Below are 17,052 nucleotides of genomic sequence, written 5' to 3'. Positions count from 1 at the left end.
CAAATGATAACTATAATCCAAATAAAGAAACACTCACCATCCCAATATAGATGGCGAGTGAATTTTTTACATTCAAGCTGTAAAACTACTTATTATTTGTAAATTAATTGTTAACTTTTATAGGGACTTACGCGAAACTGAGGTTTTTAAACTTGATATTAATACTTAACATTAATAAATGTTACAAATACCTCCAGCCCGGATTAATTATGAGGCTATGCGTAAATCCCGTAGCTCAGAAACTCAATCACCACCGAAATGTGATAGGAGTCAGGATTCAGTAGTCGGGAGTCAAAATTAATCATGGAAAACTAAGCAAAATAATATGCTCATCCGCTAGGACAAGTTCTGCATCTCCACGATCTTCGCAATTAGTTTAGAATCATTAGAATTTAAATGCCTAATATAATTGCTCCTCATGTCTCCTGACTTCTGTATTCTGACTTCTTCTTAAATGAATTTCTTAATAAGCTAGACCCATGCTGCGGGTGGTTTCAGCTCCGAGATAAACCCGAATGCTCAAAAAGTCGGTAGGACAAGCAGTTTCGCAACGCTTACAGCCTACACAATCTTCGGTACGTGGGGAGGAAGCTATTTGAGCAGCTTTACAACCATCCCAGGGAACCATTTCCAATACGTCGGTAGGACAAGCCCGAACGCACTGCGTGCAGCCAATACAGGTATCGTAGATTTTTACGGTATGAGACATTAAAAACAGGCTCCTTTTTTAAGTGTTCTTCTCTGTGAAGAGATCCGTAATCAAGGCTTAGTCTACCGCAGTGCACTAGTCGGCGTAATAATTCAGCTACATAACTTTAAAGAATGTAACAAGACCCAAATTAAAATTTCGTAGATCCGATTTCAACCACCATGAAAAAATCTTCGGAAAAGACTTTTACAGTAATGGCTGACTTTACGCCTTTAGGACAACAGCAACTACTTTCTATTAAATTGTAAGAGGAAATACTAGTTTATCTTCAATGTACAATCTCTAATTATTTATATGGCACTATATCAAAAATGCTTATGAATCAATGCTGACAAATAAAACATTCAAGAAAATATAAACCAGTAGTGAATTTTAAATCTTAGTAAATACATCGCTAAAGCATATAAACCGGTATAAATACACTGGTAAAAACACTGGTAATAATTAGAATACTAGCTTGTATGAGATACTATTTGTCTTTTCTTAATAAATCTTGCAATTACTTCTGTAACTTTCTTGGTGTTTTCTTGTCTCAAAAAATAACTGCCATAACATATTTTTAGTGGTAATGTCTGATTCTTTGCAATTAGTAACTTTACTCGGTAGGCTTTTAAACCTTGACTTAATTTTTCTTCAAAATCAACACTAACGATATCGGTTAATGAATGTTCCACTGTAGTAGTAAAAAATAGTAACCATCGTCTTTTATAAATCATAGAATCTCGAGAAGAATCGAAATCCCAAGTAACAATCTCGCTAGAAGCAGCTAACCAAAGAACATTCAGTAAAATTATCCCAGCAAAAACCCAGTCAATAAATGGCGTACCTTGGTGAACGATCAAAGAATTTTGCTTTTTGTCATTGATAAAATTGTTGATTTTGAGCGCGATCACATTTAATTCTGTCGTTTCTAAGTTAGATTTATCCGTACGGATGAAATGAAGCGGTACACCACCTTTTTGTGTGAGCAAAACAATTTGCTGGTATACTGACTCACTATTATTCACTGGAATTTTGATAATTTGAGCTTTTCGCATTTGCACTAAGGGAATCTTTCTCAATTCCGTTTTGAAAAACTCCGACCCTAATAACTTACAGTTCCCCTCGTTTCCCGTAAATCTTTCACAACTCAGGACATGTGCTCTTGTTAAAGGAGATAGGGCTTTGGTTAATTGAGGTATTAGCAGTAAAGTACAAAAACCAAAGAGCATCGAAATCAACTTCGGTACAAACCGAATTCTCAGTTGAGCATCTGTATGTTTTACAATCGCCATGATTTAAATCAAACAGTAATCACATCCTTCTCAGTTAAAGTATATAAAAATACTAGTGTGCTGTATATCTATTAATCAAAAACTTGACATATATCGTGATTAAAACTTTGCGAACGATAATTTTCAAGTCTGCTAATTTACATAAAAATTAAATACCACCAAATTTTTGATATTTTATAGCCAAAATTATTCAGTCTCATGTTATCGGAGTGTAGCAATAAATTTATTAGAAAGATATTCTATACAAATTGGTGCAGATTACAAAGAATATACATGATACATATGATTCTCAAGTGTTTTTATTTAAAATAGTATGCCACCCTTCTTTTTCAAGAACTATTATTAGTAGACAAAATTATTGACATCACTTATAGATATCTAAAGAAAAACTATATCTATCTTTTCACCAAAAAAAACTTCATAACTGTATCAAAGGATAGAAAATATAAAATAAGCTAGAATCTTAGGCAAAAGTTTAAAATCAAGATATTCTATCTAAATTTTTAGTCCGATCTAATTGATAATTTAATCATTAAGAGTAAACAAATCACAGATAGAGTGATTTTTATTACTCGAAGCTGCTGGTATCGGGAAATAGAAAATTAAGCAAGAATAATAGATAACTTTTTCATCTTTTTTTTACTTTTATAACTTCATTAATCGACGAATGATTGTTACTTTTAGAACATTTTGTTTATGTATAAATTTAATTTAAATCGCGATCGGGATAAATATATTGCTGTAATTTAATTGAAACTTAAAAAATTGCTAAACGTAACATAAAATCGTTAAGGTATTACAAGTTGCTGCGTTATTATCCTTCTATCTTTACAAGTAGCTATGGAAGCGGATTCTTTATCAACAGAGATAATTTTGATACATCCACATCAGACTTTAGGGAAAGTAAAACTTGATTGGATGCCACAACCAGGAAACTACCTTGAATTTTATGGTCAGACTTATACTGTATTGGAACGCCGTCATCGCTATCAATTGAAGACAGGGCGTTACCAATTACACCAAATTGCTCTTTATGTACAGTGTGCGACAAGACCAGATGAGAAGAGTTGGATTGATGGACGTTGGGTCATTGGCGATGCAAGTTGTTCTTATAATGCTTGTTCTGAAATGATCCGCTGTGCAGTCAATCCTGATGGTCCTTGTAAATCTTGTAACTTTTACGAAAAATCCTGACAACTATACTCATATTTGTTTTTAGAGTCTAGGACAAATCCAGAATCTAAAAAACATAAGATATAAAAACGGAAAATTCAGAACAAATCCCTAATCCAGAAATCGAATAATAATCAGTAAACTAAAATGTTCTAACAAGTAAATTAATTTTTTGGTTGTTAGAATTATCAGAAAAATTAAGAGAAACAAAATTCGTCTGGATTTGGCTTAGTATGCTGAAGTTTCTGTGAGTAAAATGTCTCCTACTTCTCTTCCCTGGGATATATCAACCTGAATTATTCCAATGGAATTAAAATTAAAACCTTTGAAAATTAAAACCTCTAGGAGTTGGGTCCTAAAATTTCTCCGACCTTTAAGCGACAACCATTAACAAAATCCCATCCAGATTGGGGTCGTTTACCCGGAAGTTGAACCTGATATAAAAGCAATAAACCATCACCGGTCTGTACTACTGGACCTTTTCCTTTTATGATGCTGAATACTTCCCCCGGTTTAGGGGATACTTCCGGTAACTTAGGTAACTTCTGCTGAATTTCTTCCATTTCAGATGGAACTTCACCATCAAAATTAGTACAAAAAGGAATTGTAGCAGTAACTTTAAGTGGCTGTTCGCGAAAAATAGTGTTGCAATTGGGGTAAAAAGCCCGGATCTGATTGTGCAATTGCAAAGCACCCACTGACCAATCTAACTGGTAATCTTCTTTCTTTATTAAAGGTGCATAGGTTGCTTCAGAATCGTTTTGATCTATTGCTTGAATTTCTTTCTTTTCCAGTTTTAACAGAGTTTCTACTAATAAATCCGCACCACTCGCAGCCAGTTTTTGTGCTAAATCCTGTGTATTGTCAAGCAAACCGATTGGTGTTGTAGCTTTCATGAGCATGCCTCCGGTGTCCATCCCAGCATCCATTAGCATGGTAGTAATACCAGTTTCTGACTCGCCATTGTACAAAGACCATTGGATCGGTGCAGCCCCACGATATTTTGGTAGTATCGACCCATGTACGTTAATACAACCCTGTGCAGGTATATCTAATATTTCTTGAGATAGAATTTGTCCATAAGCAACTACCACAAATATATCGGCTTCAAACTGACGGAGTAGCTCTAAAACTTCAGGATCTTTTTTGATTTTTTGGGGTTGCAGTACAGTTAGACTATGAGCACAGGCAACTTCTTTTACTGGTGAAGGGGTTACTTTATTACCTCTGTGACGACGTTTGTCAGGTTGGGTGACAACTGCTAAAACTTCAAATTCCGATCTATCTAACAAATTTAACAGCGTTGGTACGGCAAAGTCAGGAGTACCAAAAAATACTACTCTCATCTTCATGAAAACTAAATAATTAATAGTTAATCATTAGGGATAAATAGCTAATAGTCAATAGTACAATTAGGAAATGTAATTTTTGAAAAATACTTTTTTATAACGCTACAAAGTCGTAGTTATATAAACTCATAACTCATTTAAAGTCTACATAGTCATATAAATAAAAATTAAAGTGAAATTTATCACTACCTTTGTAAAGTATTTTTCAAGCGATTACTAGTCTTGCCTAATTAAAGTATTTAATTCACCAATAGATTAGAAAATCAGGAAAAATATAAATATAGGATGAAAATAAACACAAAATGAAAGATTATTATGCCCTGTAACCACAAAATTAGCAATTAAATGTAGAGCAAAGTAAGTAGAACAAACCAAGTAAAACAAATCAAATATAGTTTTATGTCTTAGAAAAACTAAACCTTTGTTAAGTAAAGCTTTTGTAACTCAAGCCTGATGAATCAAATCAAATATTAATAAATAAAATACTTCACATAAGTCGTCATCACAATCATTTAAATCGAAACATATCTGTTTCAATTGTTACTCATGTATTACATTGTTTAAACATTCTAAGGAATAACATCTCTAAGAAATAACAGTTTTAAGAAAAAATTATTTAAAAAAGCTGTTAATAGCAGCAGATACTAAGTAATTATATAGTCACTTTTACGAAATATATATTTTTCTAGCCTATAAAATATTCCATTTAAAACTACTTTGTGAAGTAAATAAAGATTTAGTTTCGTTATTGCCGAACAAAGCATATTTTGATATGATTACGGGGGAGAAGCAAAAATTAAATATAAGCTTCTAATGCATCTACTCTTGATAAGGAAATAACCTAATTATATTCGTTGTATATACATCAAGGTTATAAGATGGTCAGAGTCTGTCGCTAAGTAGAAATATCGTACTTGAGCTTGGTTCGGTTTCGCGATTAGACACGTGAATCGGTTTTTCCCCTTGTGAAAGCTATTTTGAGTTAAATAGCAAGTGACAATTTTCAAAGTGATATTTCAGGAAATCTTAAGCGCGACCAGGCTTTGTATTTTCTATAACTCAAATCAGCTGGTGCTCTTACCAAACATTTGTTCTGCGAACCTGGTAATTCCATAAATAAATAGATTTTACTTTCAGCAATCAGATCCAATTCCAGCGTTCAACTTCACTAGTTGTTTGCTATATTTGAAAATCCAACTAGATGTTCGTAATAAATAAAGACTTAATAGAAATCAAACTTTTCTGACCCATCAGTTAAGTTTAAGGATTTACACAAATCCTCCAATAAATCGGGGGTATCGGGAGGATAGGAATCTTCAAGTATCGATAATTGGACATTATGTTGATAAAGGTGCAAGTCCTAGTTTTGTTGGGGGGCAAAACTTCTGCAACGCAAGAATTATCAAATTGTTAGTATTCCGACGATACTGGGAGATTGGTTTTTTATCAGCATCGTAACCTGACATGCAGTAGTTCATGATACATGATTTTCCAGAAATGTGCGAAATTTATGTAAATTGAGTAAACTATAGCTATAAATATCTAAGTTCTTTGTTATACAAGTATTTGTAGTGTTCCCTGTGGTCCCCCCCTAAGTCTTGAACCTCACACCGCAACCCCTTTTAGAGAGTCAAAGTTAGATGCTTAAATCCCTTTTATTATCAGGATGGTTCCGCGTGCAACCGTTCTTAAAATATGTTCTAGTTGTCGTTTTTATTGCTCCACTAGTTGCTGCATCAGGTAGTTCTAGTTCTGCAAAACAATCACAGCTGGCTAGTAGTATTCACTCAGACAGAGAAAATTTAGAACCTGAGTTAATATCTACACTTGTTTCTGGGGATACCGATCTTAATCGAGATCGTTTAGTTTCCCAAATTGACTCCACATTTAATCAATTTAATTCAGTACCAATTTCTATTGCTGCGGTTGGTAAACCAAGACTTATTCAGGCGGATGCTATTGATTTTTTGTCAGAAGCTGAAAATAGTGACCAAACGGAAGACACAACTGACAATGAATTATTAGCGGCTGTTGAATTAGCGCCATCAACCAATGCAAATGCAGCTTCCTGGTCAAGCAAGGAAATTCCTAGTGACCGCAAGCTAGTTGCTCGCTTAAAATCACACAAGGTGCAAACTTTAGTAAGAGTTGAATCTTTAGATGGAGATTCGGTTGCTCCTTGGGCAAAAGCTGTAGAGTCTGAAATCAAGCAGATACCAGTTCAAGAGGAGCCAGACCCAGAAAGCTTAGCAGCACAACAACAAGATCCATTAGCAAGTCCCCATCCCATTCCTTGGAAATGGATTATGGATACTCAACAGAAAATGAGCGCTAAAGGTGGTTCAGGAGTTCGTTACTACCGCAGTGTACCTGTGGTTTCTCCAGATGGTAGATATGCTGTTTACAGCCGAGTACAGCTAGAGGCTGAGCCCGAACTACATAAAAGTCGTGTGAGCAGCGTTTTATTTATTGAAGATAGAAAAACAAAACAGTTACGGGTAATATCTTCAACTTCTCGTAATACAGATGTCTTACTGAAAGTTAAGCATGACCAAGCAGACCGAAATGGTCAGGGAACTTTAGGGGTGTTAGTTCCTGTGAGTTGGTCGAAACAAGGCGATCGCTTCTTAGCTCGTTCTTTTGTATCTAAATTTCAAACATCAGACGGTTCAGATAGTGCAGTTATCTGGAACCGACAAAAAAATAACGTTGACGAAATATCTCCAGAAAATAAAAGAGATTCCCACGAGCAAGTAGCAGTGATGTTGGGTTGGAGTCAATCTCAACCTGATAATGTTCTCTTCCGCACTGGCGAACTAGGTGAAGAGGAATGGCCTTTAGTTGCAGTATCCAATGATGGTCAAACATTTGCAGCAGAAAAATTAGACCAACCAATTACATTTGGTAGTAAAGTTTCCGATGTTTGGGATCAGTCAGAGGTCGCTTACAGATAAAAGAGTTGATAAATATTAAATATCAATAATTTCCCGTTATGCTTAACAAACAGCAATAACGGGTATTTTTTTATGGGTATAGAGCTACGCGCAAGTAAAAAGTCAAAAGTGACCGCGTCAGAGCCGGATGTTAAACCTTAGCGGTAGCTTGGTAGATTGCACGCATCTGACTATATTAGCGCTTAGCGGCTAGCAAAGCGTAACGGCTCCGGATCCGTAGGTAGCGGCTCCGGATCCGTAGGTAGCGCAGCTATAGGTAGCGCAGCTATAGCTATAGGTAGCTCAGCAAAATCAAATATGACCTGCAGTCACGCAATACCTACACTGCGGTTAGAACATGACAAAGCCATATAACTAACGTCACGCTATCACTAACATCGTAGATGCTTCTAACGCTAGACACCAATAAAAGCTTACAAATGATAGCTTTTAGCGTCTCTACGACGTTAGCGGATCCATAAGGTAGCGTAGCTGTAAGACAAACAGAATTTACTAATCTTCTAGCCTTGTTACGTAGTGCTATATTTCAACTCATGAGTAATATTATTCATCAGTTTCTACCGAGATTTTGCATTGCAACATCCCTAAAATTTTCTCTAAATTTGATATGCTGCCTAACTTTGATTTGTTAATTAAAGTTACATTGTGATAATTTCAACACAGGGAAAAATACAAGTACTAATTAGAAAAGTTATTGGGAAGCTTCGCTAGTATTACCCTGGCTATTAACCTGGCTATCAGCTTCCTTAACTCTGCGTATCGGTACGTTAGCAATTAAAGCAGAAGTGCGATCATTACTTTCTAACGAAAATTCCAAACCATCCGACTCTACTTCCACATAGCGACAAACAATTTGTAGGATTTCTTGCCGCATTTGGTTTAACATTTCAGGACTTAAATCGGCGCGATCGTGAGCAATCACCAATTGTAGGCGACGTTTGACATGATCGCGACTGTTTCCACTAGTGCGAAACAGAAGTCGTTCAAGAAGTTCGAGAATCATTGTAGCCATTAGTGCTTGAGCACAAGTGTTTAAATATTACAGTATCTTTGTCCACAACAATCTTCGGAGACGGGAGAAGATGTTGTCGTTGGGTGAATCAAGATCGAGAAATTCAACCGTTTCTCCTTCCAATCTGCGGGCAATATTTTCAAAAGCTACAGTAGCTAAAGAAGAATTCTCTGATGATAACACTAATGGTTCACCGCGGTTGGTTGAAACGATTACACGTTCATCGTCAGGGATAATTCCAATTAGTGGAATCGCTAAAAGTTCCTGAACGTCCTCCACTGACATCATATCATCGACTCGTACCATTGCGGGTCTGATCCGATTTACGATTAAGTGGATACGCTTAATACCTTGTGCTTCTAATAACCCAACTACCCTGTCAGCATCGCGAACGGCTGCAATTTCTGGAGTTGTTACAATTAAGGCCTCTTTTGCAGGAGCAGTTGCATTTTTAAAACCATTTTCAATGCCTGCAGGACTATCAATTAAAACATATTTATATCTTTGTGCTAGAGCATTGACAAGTAATTTCATTTGTTCGGGAGAAACTGCATCTTTAGTACGATTTTGAGATGCTGGAAGTAGAACTAAATTTGGTTGTCGTTTATCTTTGACTAGAGCTTGCTCCAAACGACATTCTCTAGCTAAAACTTCCACAGCCGTGTAAACGATGCGGTTTTCCAAACCTAACAACAAATCTAAATTACGCAAACCAAAATCAGCATCAACTAAAGCAACTTGACTTCCGATTTTGGCTAACGCCATACCCAGATTGGCTGTAACAGTCGTTTTACCTACCCCTCCTTTACCGGAGGTAATGACAATAATACGGGTCATGATATGAGCACGCTCGATGAGGAATTAGCAATATATAGAATAAAAGATTTACAGCTCCAAATCGGTTTTGGGTAACTGCGTCCTGGTAAAATCAGTAGCCCTAGCTACACGTATTCCTTCTAGGGTGACGTAAGCCACTTCTGGATAAAATTGCGTCAGAGATTTTTCTGGCGCTCTGGCTACAGCATCTGCAATTCTTAACTGGGTTGGTTCCATTTGCAGTGCCATAATTTGGCATTCGCGGTTACCCTTAGCCCCAGCATGAGCAATACCACGTAAACGACCCCAAACTAAAATATCGCCATCAGCAATTACAATCCCTCCTGGGTTGACATCACCCAAAACAACTATTGTTCCAGGATGACGAATTTCAATTCCAGAACGGACTGTCATCTGCATATAGAGTGCAGCACCTGGAGCAGTTGCATGTTTCGGCTCGGAACTTAAAGCCTTGGGTGCTTGCATTTGTTCCACCGAATAACCTGCAGAAACTGCAGCAATTGCTGTTTGACGACGATTAGTAGATACTGATTTTAGTTGGATTTGGAATTCACTTAAAGTCTCTGCTAACTGTTGTAGTTGTCTGCCATCTAAAAGGCGATCGCCTGCTACCAGATGTAAGTTGGTATTTGGCGTTCGTAAGCGATAGCTGGCATTCAATCGCACCTTAATTTGTTGCCAAATTTCTAACCAATGATGTTCCGCATTACTGAGTTCTGATTGGGTAGGCAAAATTAGTAACAGTCTTCCACCTTCAGTTTTAAACTGAACTTGGACATCGTTTCTCAGACTGTTCTCTTGCAGTGCTGTATCGTATAGTTGTATACTGTTAGTCTCAGTATCTATTTCGCCTTCTTGAGATTCAGAGATGGCGTTAGTGGGTTTCGAGTTATTAGATTTTGATTCATTAGATTTTGATTCATCTTCAGAAGTTTCAGGTTTTAGCCTGGGACTGGAAGATTTAACATCTGTGTTGTTAGCTTTTAACTCGAGACTAGAAACAGTGGATTTTGATTCTCCATCAACAGCAGCTTTTGATTTTGGCTTTATATCAGACACATCAGATTGTGACTCTACATCAGGGATGGCAGAATTAGAATCTAAATCGGGAATGACGGAATCGGAAGTCATGCAACACCAGCCAAAACAGAGGTAGTAACCTAGTAATTATGAAGGACGATCGATTATCCCAGAGCAACTATAATGACTTTTTAGTTAAAATATTTACACTAATTGACTCTGAGTTTTGGTTTCCTAAGTTTTTTATTTCCTAGGTATTTGGTTTCCTGAGTCTTCTATAAGTCAGGCTTAGAGCATCAGCATCACCAACATTACCTGGGAAAAGTACTACAGGTAAATTCGGAAACTGAGGATGCTCCGCAGTTGTCAAAATTATTGAACAACCAGGTAAAATTTGACCGAGCAAGCGCGCCCAAGTCAAATTTAAACCTTTGCTAAGTACATCATTAGAAGTAATTCCCCCTTTGCTGATTAAAAATCCTATATCAGATGGTAAACCGCGAACAATATCCATTAACAAGTTGGAAACTTTTTCTCCAAATTGCAACCTTGTTGTGACATCCTCAAAAGTAAGTTCTTCGCGGCTAGTATATACTACTGGTGTTTTTCCAGATTGATATGCTGCGTTAACTTTTTCGAGAATTTCGCTTAGCAGTTTAGCAGATGTATTACCAGCATCATTAGCTAAGCGGGATACATTCACTTCTATACCGGCAGTGCCAGCAGTTTGCAACAGTACTTCTAATTGTTGAGTTGTCTTTTTTACATGTGAACCAACAATTACAGCTCCTGGATTACCATCTCTGACGTAATCAGACATATTTTCAGGAGCGGTTGGTTGGGAAGGTAAAGCGGCTAATGCTGTCAAGATACTTGCTGCCGAACGGAACAAAAAACGTTTTCCTTGACTTGCAGCACTGAGCAAATCTCGAGCAAATAAATTCAGATCGGCTTGGGTTTCACCATCAACTACAGCACATTGATTGTCGCTTAAACTCATCAAGCGTTCCAGACTTCCAGTACGAATATCTTCTAATAAAAATCTTTCTACTGAGTCTGAATTAATTTTTCCAGCGGTTTTTTCTTCGACATATTTTGGTAGATAGCTATAGTGATAGCCAAATACAGAATCTCGGGCAAATTCAGTCTCATGCACTGGTGTGGGAACGCCATCAATGATTAAATAATGTATGCTATCACGAGTTACCCGCCCGCCTTCAAAAAAAGCTGGTACTAGAAAATGAGCGTCAAAGGATCCTAATTCTTCAGCGATCGCGTCAGTTTCGATGGGATAATGTCCCCGCAACGTTGAATCAGAGCGACTAACTACCAGAAAATCTTTAGTTTGGGTTTCTTCCAATGCTTGTTTTAAATTTTGACAAACTTCTTTAGTTACAGAGGCTGCTTGTTCTGGGGTCAAAGACCTTGTATTGGTTAAAATAAAGAAAATTGGCGCATCATCCCTGAGTCCCCGACATAAAGTTTCCACATCCCAACGCATCAGCAACAAACAACTATGAACTGTTTGCGAACCTGTGGGATCGTCATCTAAAACAATTATTTTTGGTTTGGAATTCATGTTAAAGTCAACGGCTAAGAGTTAACGGCGCGACTGCAATTCTAAAAAGATGGGGTTTTCGAAAAAGATTGGCTTTTCGAAGAATTCATCTTCTTCGAAACAGATTAATTTATGGAGATTGACTCCACGGAAACTTCCCGCTTACATTTTTCGTAATTTTCTAATTTGGTCTTGCACGTCAAGAGCTATCTGCAAAGATTGATTCAAAAGTTGAGCGTATTCGCTGGCTTCTGAACTAGCTTGTAAGGCTTGCAGATTAGATAAATTATCAATTAATAATTCATGCTTCTGAGCAATTAACTTTTTATTATCCCGTAAAATTCGCTCTGTTTTCAAAGCCCGAACTAAATCTTCTCTGATTAATTTTAAAGCGGCGATTACTTTTTCTCGGTCTTCGAGATTACTTTGTAAATTTCCCGAACTTGCTAATTGGTCGTTAATATCTATGGCTTCGATTAGTTTATGATATTCATCAACTTCATCTAAAAGTTTTGCCAGACTTTGTGGAGAAACCTTGCGTCGCCACAACCATCTTCCAAGAAAAACTAGTGTGGGAACAACGATTAACAATAGAATTGCTAGTTTAATGGAAGAACCAATTATTGGTAAAATAATAAATGCATAAATAAATCCAATAACTATTGGAGTTAGGGCTAGCGCCACAATTAATTCATTAATAAAAAAATTCAGTCGCTTTTGGCGATTTTTAAAAATAGAAGGTCGAAAAATATCATCGGGGTCAAATCCACTTAAGTGTCTTAATTCCCCTTTAGAAATTTCTAAGCCTAATAAATCTGGCTGCAGCACGGTTAGATTAATATCTTACAAGTGTTAGTTAGATTAATTTTAATTGGGATTGGCGACTGGCGACTGGCGACTGGGCATTGGGGATTAGCGATTGGGAAATTAATTTTTCTTTTAGTTCACGATCGCTGGCTGCTATTTTATGTTTTCAGGAAACAATTGATACTTGTAGCAAGTCTCAGACGAAAGAAAGGGTTGGGTTACGTATTTTCACCGCTCCCCTAACCCAGGTAATATAAGGAGTGCATCATAAATACACTCATCCCTACTGTAGAGACGAGAAACTTCACGCCTCTTTAATGGTCTACAAAACACAAAATATAATTTCCAGATCGGGGAAAATATCATAACCATAAGCAAAAGCAATTTATTTCAGGGAAATCACTGATTTTTATTAAATAATCTTAAATATCAAGATTTTCTGATTTTTAGCAGTAGTCTATTCTTGATTGGTTATTTCATTTTTTTATTAAGTATCTCATCAAGATTTTCCGAGCAATCTTACAAATTTGCTCGGATTTCTGGAGTTTATCCTCAAATCTATAAATATTCTTGTCAAATATTTCTTTATTTTCGAATATTTCTAAAATCCCACTCTGAAGTCTTGTAGGGAAAAATAGTGCTAGATATGATGAAATCTTAAAATTATGAATGGACAAGAAGTTGCTTTAAGCGGTACCGGTGTTCTCAGAACCAACTCACAAACCGAGAATAGGGTAAATATTCGTTTGGGTCCATCATTGAGTGATGGCATAATCACCCAAGGAAGAGATGGGGATAAAGTTGAAATCTTCAGTAAAAGTCAGCCTGCTGGTGATACCTACACCTGGTATCAAATAAAATTTGGTTCGGGAGCAAATGATATTGGTTGGGTACGGGAAGATGTAATTAGAGTGAACTTGAACAGCAATCCTAATCCATCTGATACAGATACTCGGTTACGTTTCAAAACTGATAGTAAGACTGTGAGGGTTTATGAAGAAGACGGACAAGTCTACATGAATGTCTACGATAACCGATCGCAGGTTACAGACCCCAACGGAATAGCTGTTGCAAGAATTCCCCAAATTTATCGCGATGATGAATCAATTAGCTACATCGCACATCAAGACCGATTTGCATATTACGTAAGATTTATTCCTTTCGGCGAAATCGATTTCATTATTAGCGATCGCAATAACGGTAACGTTCGTACACAAGAACAAGGTTTTAGTGCGAGTGGTACTGAATATCAAAGATAGGTAATGGGTAATAGGTAATAGGTAATGGGTAATAGGTAATTGGTAATTGGTAATTGGTGATAGATCCAAAATTCTTTACATCTTCCCTATACAGTCGCATTACTTATTTCCCATTCCCTGTTCCCCGTTCCCTAATAACTGATAATTCTAAGGATACAGACCGCGATCGCGTAATGCTTGAGCGACTCTCCCTACACCTAGGACGTAAGCTGCTAATCTTAAAGGAATTTTTCTGGCTTTTGATTGTGCGATAACTTCACGATATGCTCGCACCATCAATTCTTCCATTTCTTGGTTGACGCGTTGCTCGTCCCAAAATAAGAAAGAAAGACCTTGCACCCACTCTAAATAACTGACGACCACACCACCAGCGTTAGCTAGGATGTCTGGTAATATAGTAACTCCCCGCGCTGTTAATGCTTGGTCTGCTTCAAGGGTTACTGGTCCATTCGCAGCTTCGGCGATAATATCCGCTTTTATGCGATCAACATTCTCATCGGTAATTTGATTTTCTAAGGCTGCAGGAATTAAGACATCACAGGGTAAAGCTAGCAAATCTGGATTACTAATAGGTTTGGCTTGGGGAAAAGCAACTAGGTTGCGACGGTTTTCCTTTGCGTAGGTAAGTAAAGCGGGAATATCCAAACCAACTTCTGAATAAACACCACCCGCACCGGTAGAAACTGCAATAATTTTTGCTCCTGCTTGATGTAACAAGAAAGCTGCAGCACCACCGACATTACCAAAACCTTGAATGGCAATTTTCGCACCTTTGAGGGACTGACCCCGATCTGCAAGCGCTTCCCGGACAGTAATCATTACACCGCGTCCCGTCGCCATTTCCCGTCCTCGGGAACCACCGACAGATATGGGTTTACCCGTAACGACTCCGGGTACAGCATGACCCATGTTGACAGAATATGTATCCATCATCCACGCCATTTCCCGCGCAGATGTACCCATGTCTGGTGCGGGGATATCAACTTCGGGACCGATATCTTTTATTAACTCGCTGATATAACGTCGAGATATCCGTTCTAATTCACCGACGCTGTAGGTTTTGGGGTTAATTGCAATTCCTCCCTTGGCTCCACCATAGGGAATACCCACAAGTGCACACTTCCAAGTCATCAGCATTGCTAATGCCGAAACTTCCCGCAGACTTACTGCAGGATGATAGCGAATACCACCTTTATATGGACCTAAAATATCGCAATGTTGTACCCTATGTCCCGCCAAAACTTGGATGTTGCCGTTATCTCGCTTGATGGGAATAGATACAGTAACAACTTTGCGGGGATTACTCAATATTTCTAATAGACCTGCTTCTAACTTTAATTCTTTCCCGGCTTGGTCTAAGTAGCTACAAGCTTGATCAAAGGGACAAATATGGGCTGGAGTTGGAGTTTCTAAGGGTAATGAAGGAGAAGAAACCATAATATTTTCTGATAGTTGCGGGGTTACCGCTGATAAGATATTTAATTCCAGCCTAGCTTTTTTTCTTCTACTTTTCTGGAAAAATGTAAAATTCGTTACTTTTTTAAGTTTCGTTTTATATTATGTGACGATCTGTAGTAGAGACGCGTTAGCGGATCCGTAGGTAGCGCAGCTAGAGCCTACGGCGTCGGCGTAAGCCTCCAGCGTGACCGTAAGGTCATTATTTCGCGTCTCTACAAGGATTTTGGGTGAAAGTAAATTACCAAGCTTCATCTTCTTAACTGACGCAAGGTAAAGGTAAAAATTCCCTTGGCAAATAACCACAGTAGATAAAACGGTAAAATTGCGATCAGCAACAAAATTCCCACAAAATTACCCAGCCAGCGCCTCAAAATACCAATTGGAGTTTGTTGAACTTGTAAGGCTGTCAAATTTTTTCGCACTGTTACTGTAGTGGGATGATTTACTCCTAACACCCGTTCACACATCTTCAGGGCTTGTTGATAAAGGGGTTCGGCTTGGAGGTACCTTCCTTGCTTTGAGTACAGCAATGCTAAATTGTTCAAGCTAGTAGCCACATCTAGATGGTCGCCTTGAAACAGGTGCTTTCTCATCTGGAGGGCTTGTTGATAAAGGGGTTTGGCTTCTGTGTACCTTCCTTGACTTGAGTACAGGAGTGCTAAATCACTCAAGCTAGTAGCCACATCTGGATGGTCGCCTTGAAACAGGCGCTTTCTCATCTGGAGGGCTTGTTGATAAAGGGGTTTGGCTTTTGTGTACCTTTCTTGGCTTGAGTACAGGAATGCTAGATTGTTTAAACTAGTAGCCACATCTGGATGATCGCCTTCAAAAAGAACCTTGCAAACTCGTAAACATTGTTTATACCAAGGTTCTGCTAATTCATACAATCCTTGTTCTTCATAAAATTTTCCAACCCCTACAAATACCCAGATAACTTCTTCTTTAAGAACAACTTTTTCCTCAAGAACTGATCTAGGGTAATTTATTTGTTCTGCAATTTCTGCAATTAAACTTCTTCCCAACTCTTCCAGATAAGGATTTGTAATTTCCAATAATTTAATATCTTCAGAAGTTGGTGATTGGAGAATATTTTTGGTAATACTTATCATCGCAATCGCGAATCTTCTTTCCAGAACTAATTTTTTACTAGATTTTGCTAATTGTGCTTGCAAAAACCACCGTACTAGGGAATGAATTTTGTAATATCCTGATGTTTCTTCAAGGAGTTGGAGTAAATTGCGTTCGTAGAGTTGCTTTCTCGCTTCGTTTAACTCTTGTTCTGACCAAGTTAGTTGTTTTTCTTCTTGTTCTTTATCATCTTCTATAGCTACCCAAACAACCAAGTTCCAAAGAATTGATTGAGGAGAAAATAAACTTAAAAATTTTCCTAATTGTTGCGTTAGGGGTTCGAGTTTTTCCCAAGTTAAAGCAAACGCGGCTTGAACACCCAGTTGAGTTGAATTGAGAGTTTTCCGGTCTTGTAGGGCTTCTGCTGCTAATTTTTGCTCTTGCAACCTTTGCAGCATTATAGAAAGGGATATTTCGGGGTCTTTAACTAAATATAGCAACCGCCAGGTTAGCTAGGACGCTAAAGTCAAGACATGCTCCATGGCTTCTCGCAGTGTTCCAAAATTCTCGAGTT

14 protein-coding genes are annotated in these 17,052 nt (G+C 37.7%); 4 read left to right on the top strand and 10 right to left on the bottom strand.

Annotated elements, in window-relative coordinates; translation table 11 throughout:
• Positions 1-463: 463 nt before the first annotated feature.
• Positions 464-709, bottom strand: a complete 246-nt coding sequence (gene psaC, locus BC008_RS06765; protein ID WP_012411495.1) for a photosystem I iron-sulfur center protein PsaC — start codon at positions 707-709, stop codon at positions 464-466.
• Between the two features lie 452 nt (positions 710-1,161).
• Positions 1,162-1,983, bottom strand: coding sequence for a hypothetical protein (locus BC008_RS06760; RefSeq protein WP_027844154.1), 822 nt, complete (start codon positions 1,981-1,983; stop codon positions 1,162-1,164).
• 840 nt (positions 1,984-2,823) lie between these two features.
• On the opposite strand from BC008_RS06760, the gene BC008_RS06755 reads away from it, so the two are divergent.
• The gene (locus tag BC008_RS06755; protein WP_058183363.1) at positions 2,824-3,177 is read left to right on the top strand and encodes a DUF6464 family protein; all 354 of its coding nucleotides are present in this window, start codon (positions 2,824-2,826) and stop codon (positions 3,175-3,177) included.
• Positions 3,178-3,497: 320 nt separating this feature from the next.
• Here the strand turns inward: BC008_RS06755 and fmt are convergent, their stop codons facing one another.
• Positions 3,498-4,502, bottom strand: a complete 1,005-nt coding sequence (gene fmt, locus BC008_RS06750) for a methionyl-tRNA formyltransferase (protein WP_027844155.1) — start codon at positions 4,500-4,502, stop codon at positions 3,498-3,500.
• Between the two features lie 1,643 nt (positions 4,503-6,145).
• Here fmt and BC008_RS06745 point away from each other — a divergent pair.
• Positions 6,146-7,459 carry a hypothetical protein gene (locus tag BC008_RS06745; protein WP_027844156.1) on the top strand — a complete coding sequence of 438 codons (1,314 nt, stop codon included), beginning with the start codon at positions 6,146-6,148 and terminating at the stop codon, positions 7,457-7,459.
• A gap of 691 nt (positions 7,460-8,150) precedes the next feature.
• On the opposite strand, the gene minE is transcribed toward BC008_RS06745, so the two are convergent.
• The 5 genes from minE to BC008_RS06720 all read right to left on the bottom strand — a co-directional run bounded on the left by minE (position 8,151) and on the right by BC008_RS06720 (position 12,711).
• Positions 8,151-8,462: a cell division topological specificity factor MinE gene (minE, locus tag BC008_RS06740; protein WP_027844157.1), complete on the bottom strand. Its 312-nt coding sequence runs from the start codon at positions 8,460-8,462 to the stop codon at positions 8,151-8,153.
• Between the two features lie 36 nt (positions 8,463-8,498).
• Complete coding sequence (minD, locus tag BC008_RS06735) at positions 8,499-9,308, bottom strand: septum site-determining protein MinD (RefSeq protein WP_027844158.1); 810 nt, start codon at positions 9,306-9,308, stop codon at positions 8,499-8,501.
• A 48-nt stretch (positions 9,309-9,356) separates the two neighbouring features.
• Positions 9,357-10,439 carry a septum site-determining protein MinC gene (gene minC, locus BC008_RS06730; RefSeq protein ID WP_027844159.1) on the bottom strand — a complete coding sequence of 361 codons (1,083 nt, stop codon included), beginning with the start codon at positions 10,437-10,439 and terminating at the stop codon, positions 9,357-9,359.
• A gap of 139 nt (positions 10,440-10,578) precedes the next feature.
• Positions 10,579-11,907 (bottom strand): four-carbon acid sugar kinase family protein, encoded by a 1,329-nt coding sequence (locus BC008_RS06725; protein ID WP_027844160.1) that lies wholly within the window; start codon positions 11,905-11,907, stop codon positions 10,579-10,581.
• Between the two features lie 141 nt (positions 11,908-12,048).
• The gene (locus BC008_RS06720) at positions 12,049-12,711 is read right to left on the bottom strand and encodes a hypothetical protein (RefSeq protein WP_027844161.1); all 663 of its coding nucleotides are present in this window, start codon (positions 12,709-12,711) and stop codon (positions 12,049-12,051) included.
• 24 nt (positions 12,712-12,735) lie between these two features.
• On the opposite strand from BC008_RS06720, the gene BC008_RS49295 reads away from it, so the two are divergent.
• Positions 12,736-12,936, top strand: coding sequence for a hypothetical protein (locus BC008_RS49295; protein ID WP_161938086.1), 201 nt, complete (start codon positions 12,736-12,738; stop codon positions 12,934-12,936).
• 422 nt (positions 12,937-13,358) lie between these two features.
• Positions 13,359-13,952 carry an SH3 domain-containing protein gene (locus tag BC008_RS06715; protein ID WP_058183362.1) on the top strand — a complete coding sequence of 198 codons (594 nt, stop codon included), beginning with the start codon at positions 13,359-13,361 and terminating at the stop codon, positions 13,950-13,952.
• A 147-nt stretch (positions 13,953-14,099) separates the two neighbouring features.
• Here BC008_RS06715 and BC008_RS06710 read toward each other — a convergent pair whose 3' ends face one another.
• Positions 14,100-15,389 (bottom strand): Glu/Leu/Phe/Val family dehydrogenase, encoded by a 1,290-nt coding sequence (locus BC008_RS06710; RefSeq protein ID WP_027846964.1) that lies wholly within the window; start codon positions 15,387-15,389, stop codon positions 14,100-14,102.
• A 269-nt stretch (positions 15,390-15,658) separates the two neighbouring features.
• Positions 15,659-16,936 carry a tetratricopeptide repeat protein gene (locus BC008_RS06705; protein WP_058183361.1) on the bottom strand — a complete coding sequence of 426 codons (1,278 nt, stop codon included), beginning with the start codon at positions 16,934-16,936 and terminating at the stop codon, positions 15,659-15,661.
• Positions 16,937-17,052 lie beyond the last annotated feature (116 nt).

It is taken from the genome of Mastigocoleus testarum BC008 (assembly GCF_001456025.1).
GTDB lineage: Bacteria > Cyanobacteriota > Cyanobacteriia > Cyanobacteriales > Nostocaceae > Mastigocoleus > Mastigocoleus testarum.
This window is presented reverse-complemented; position numbering and strand designations above follow the sequence as displayed.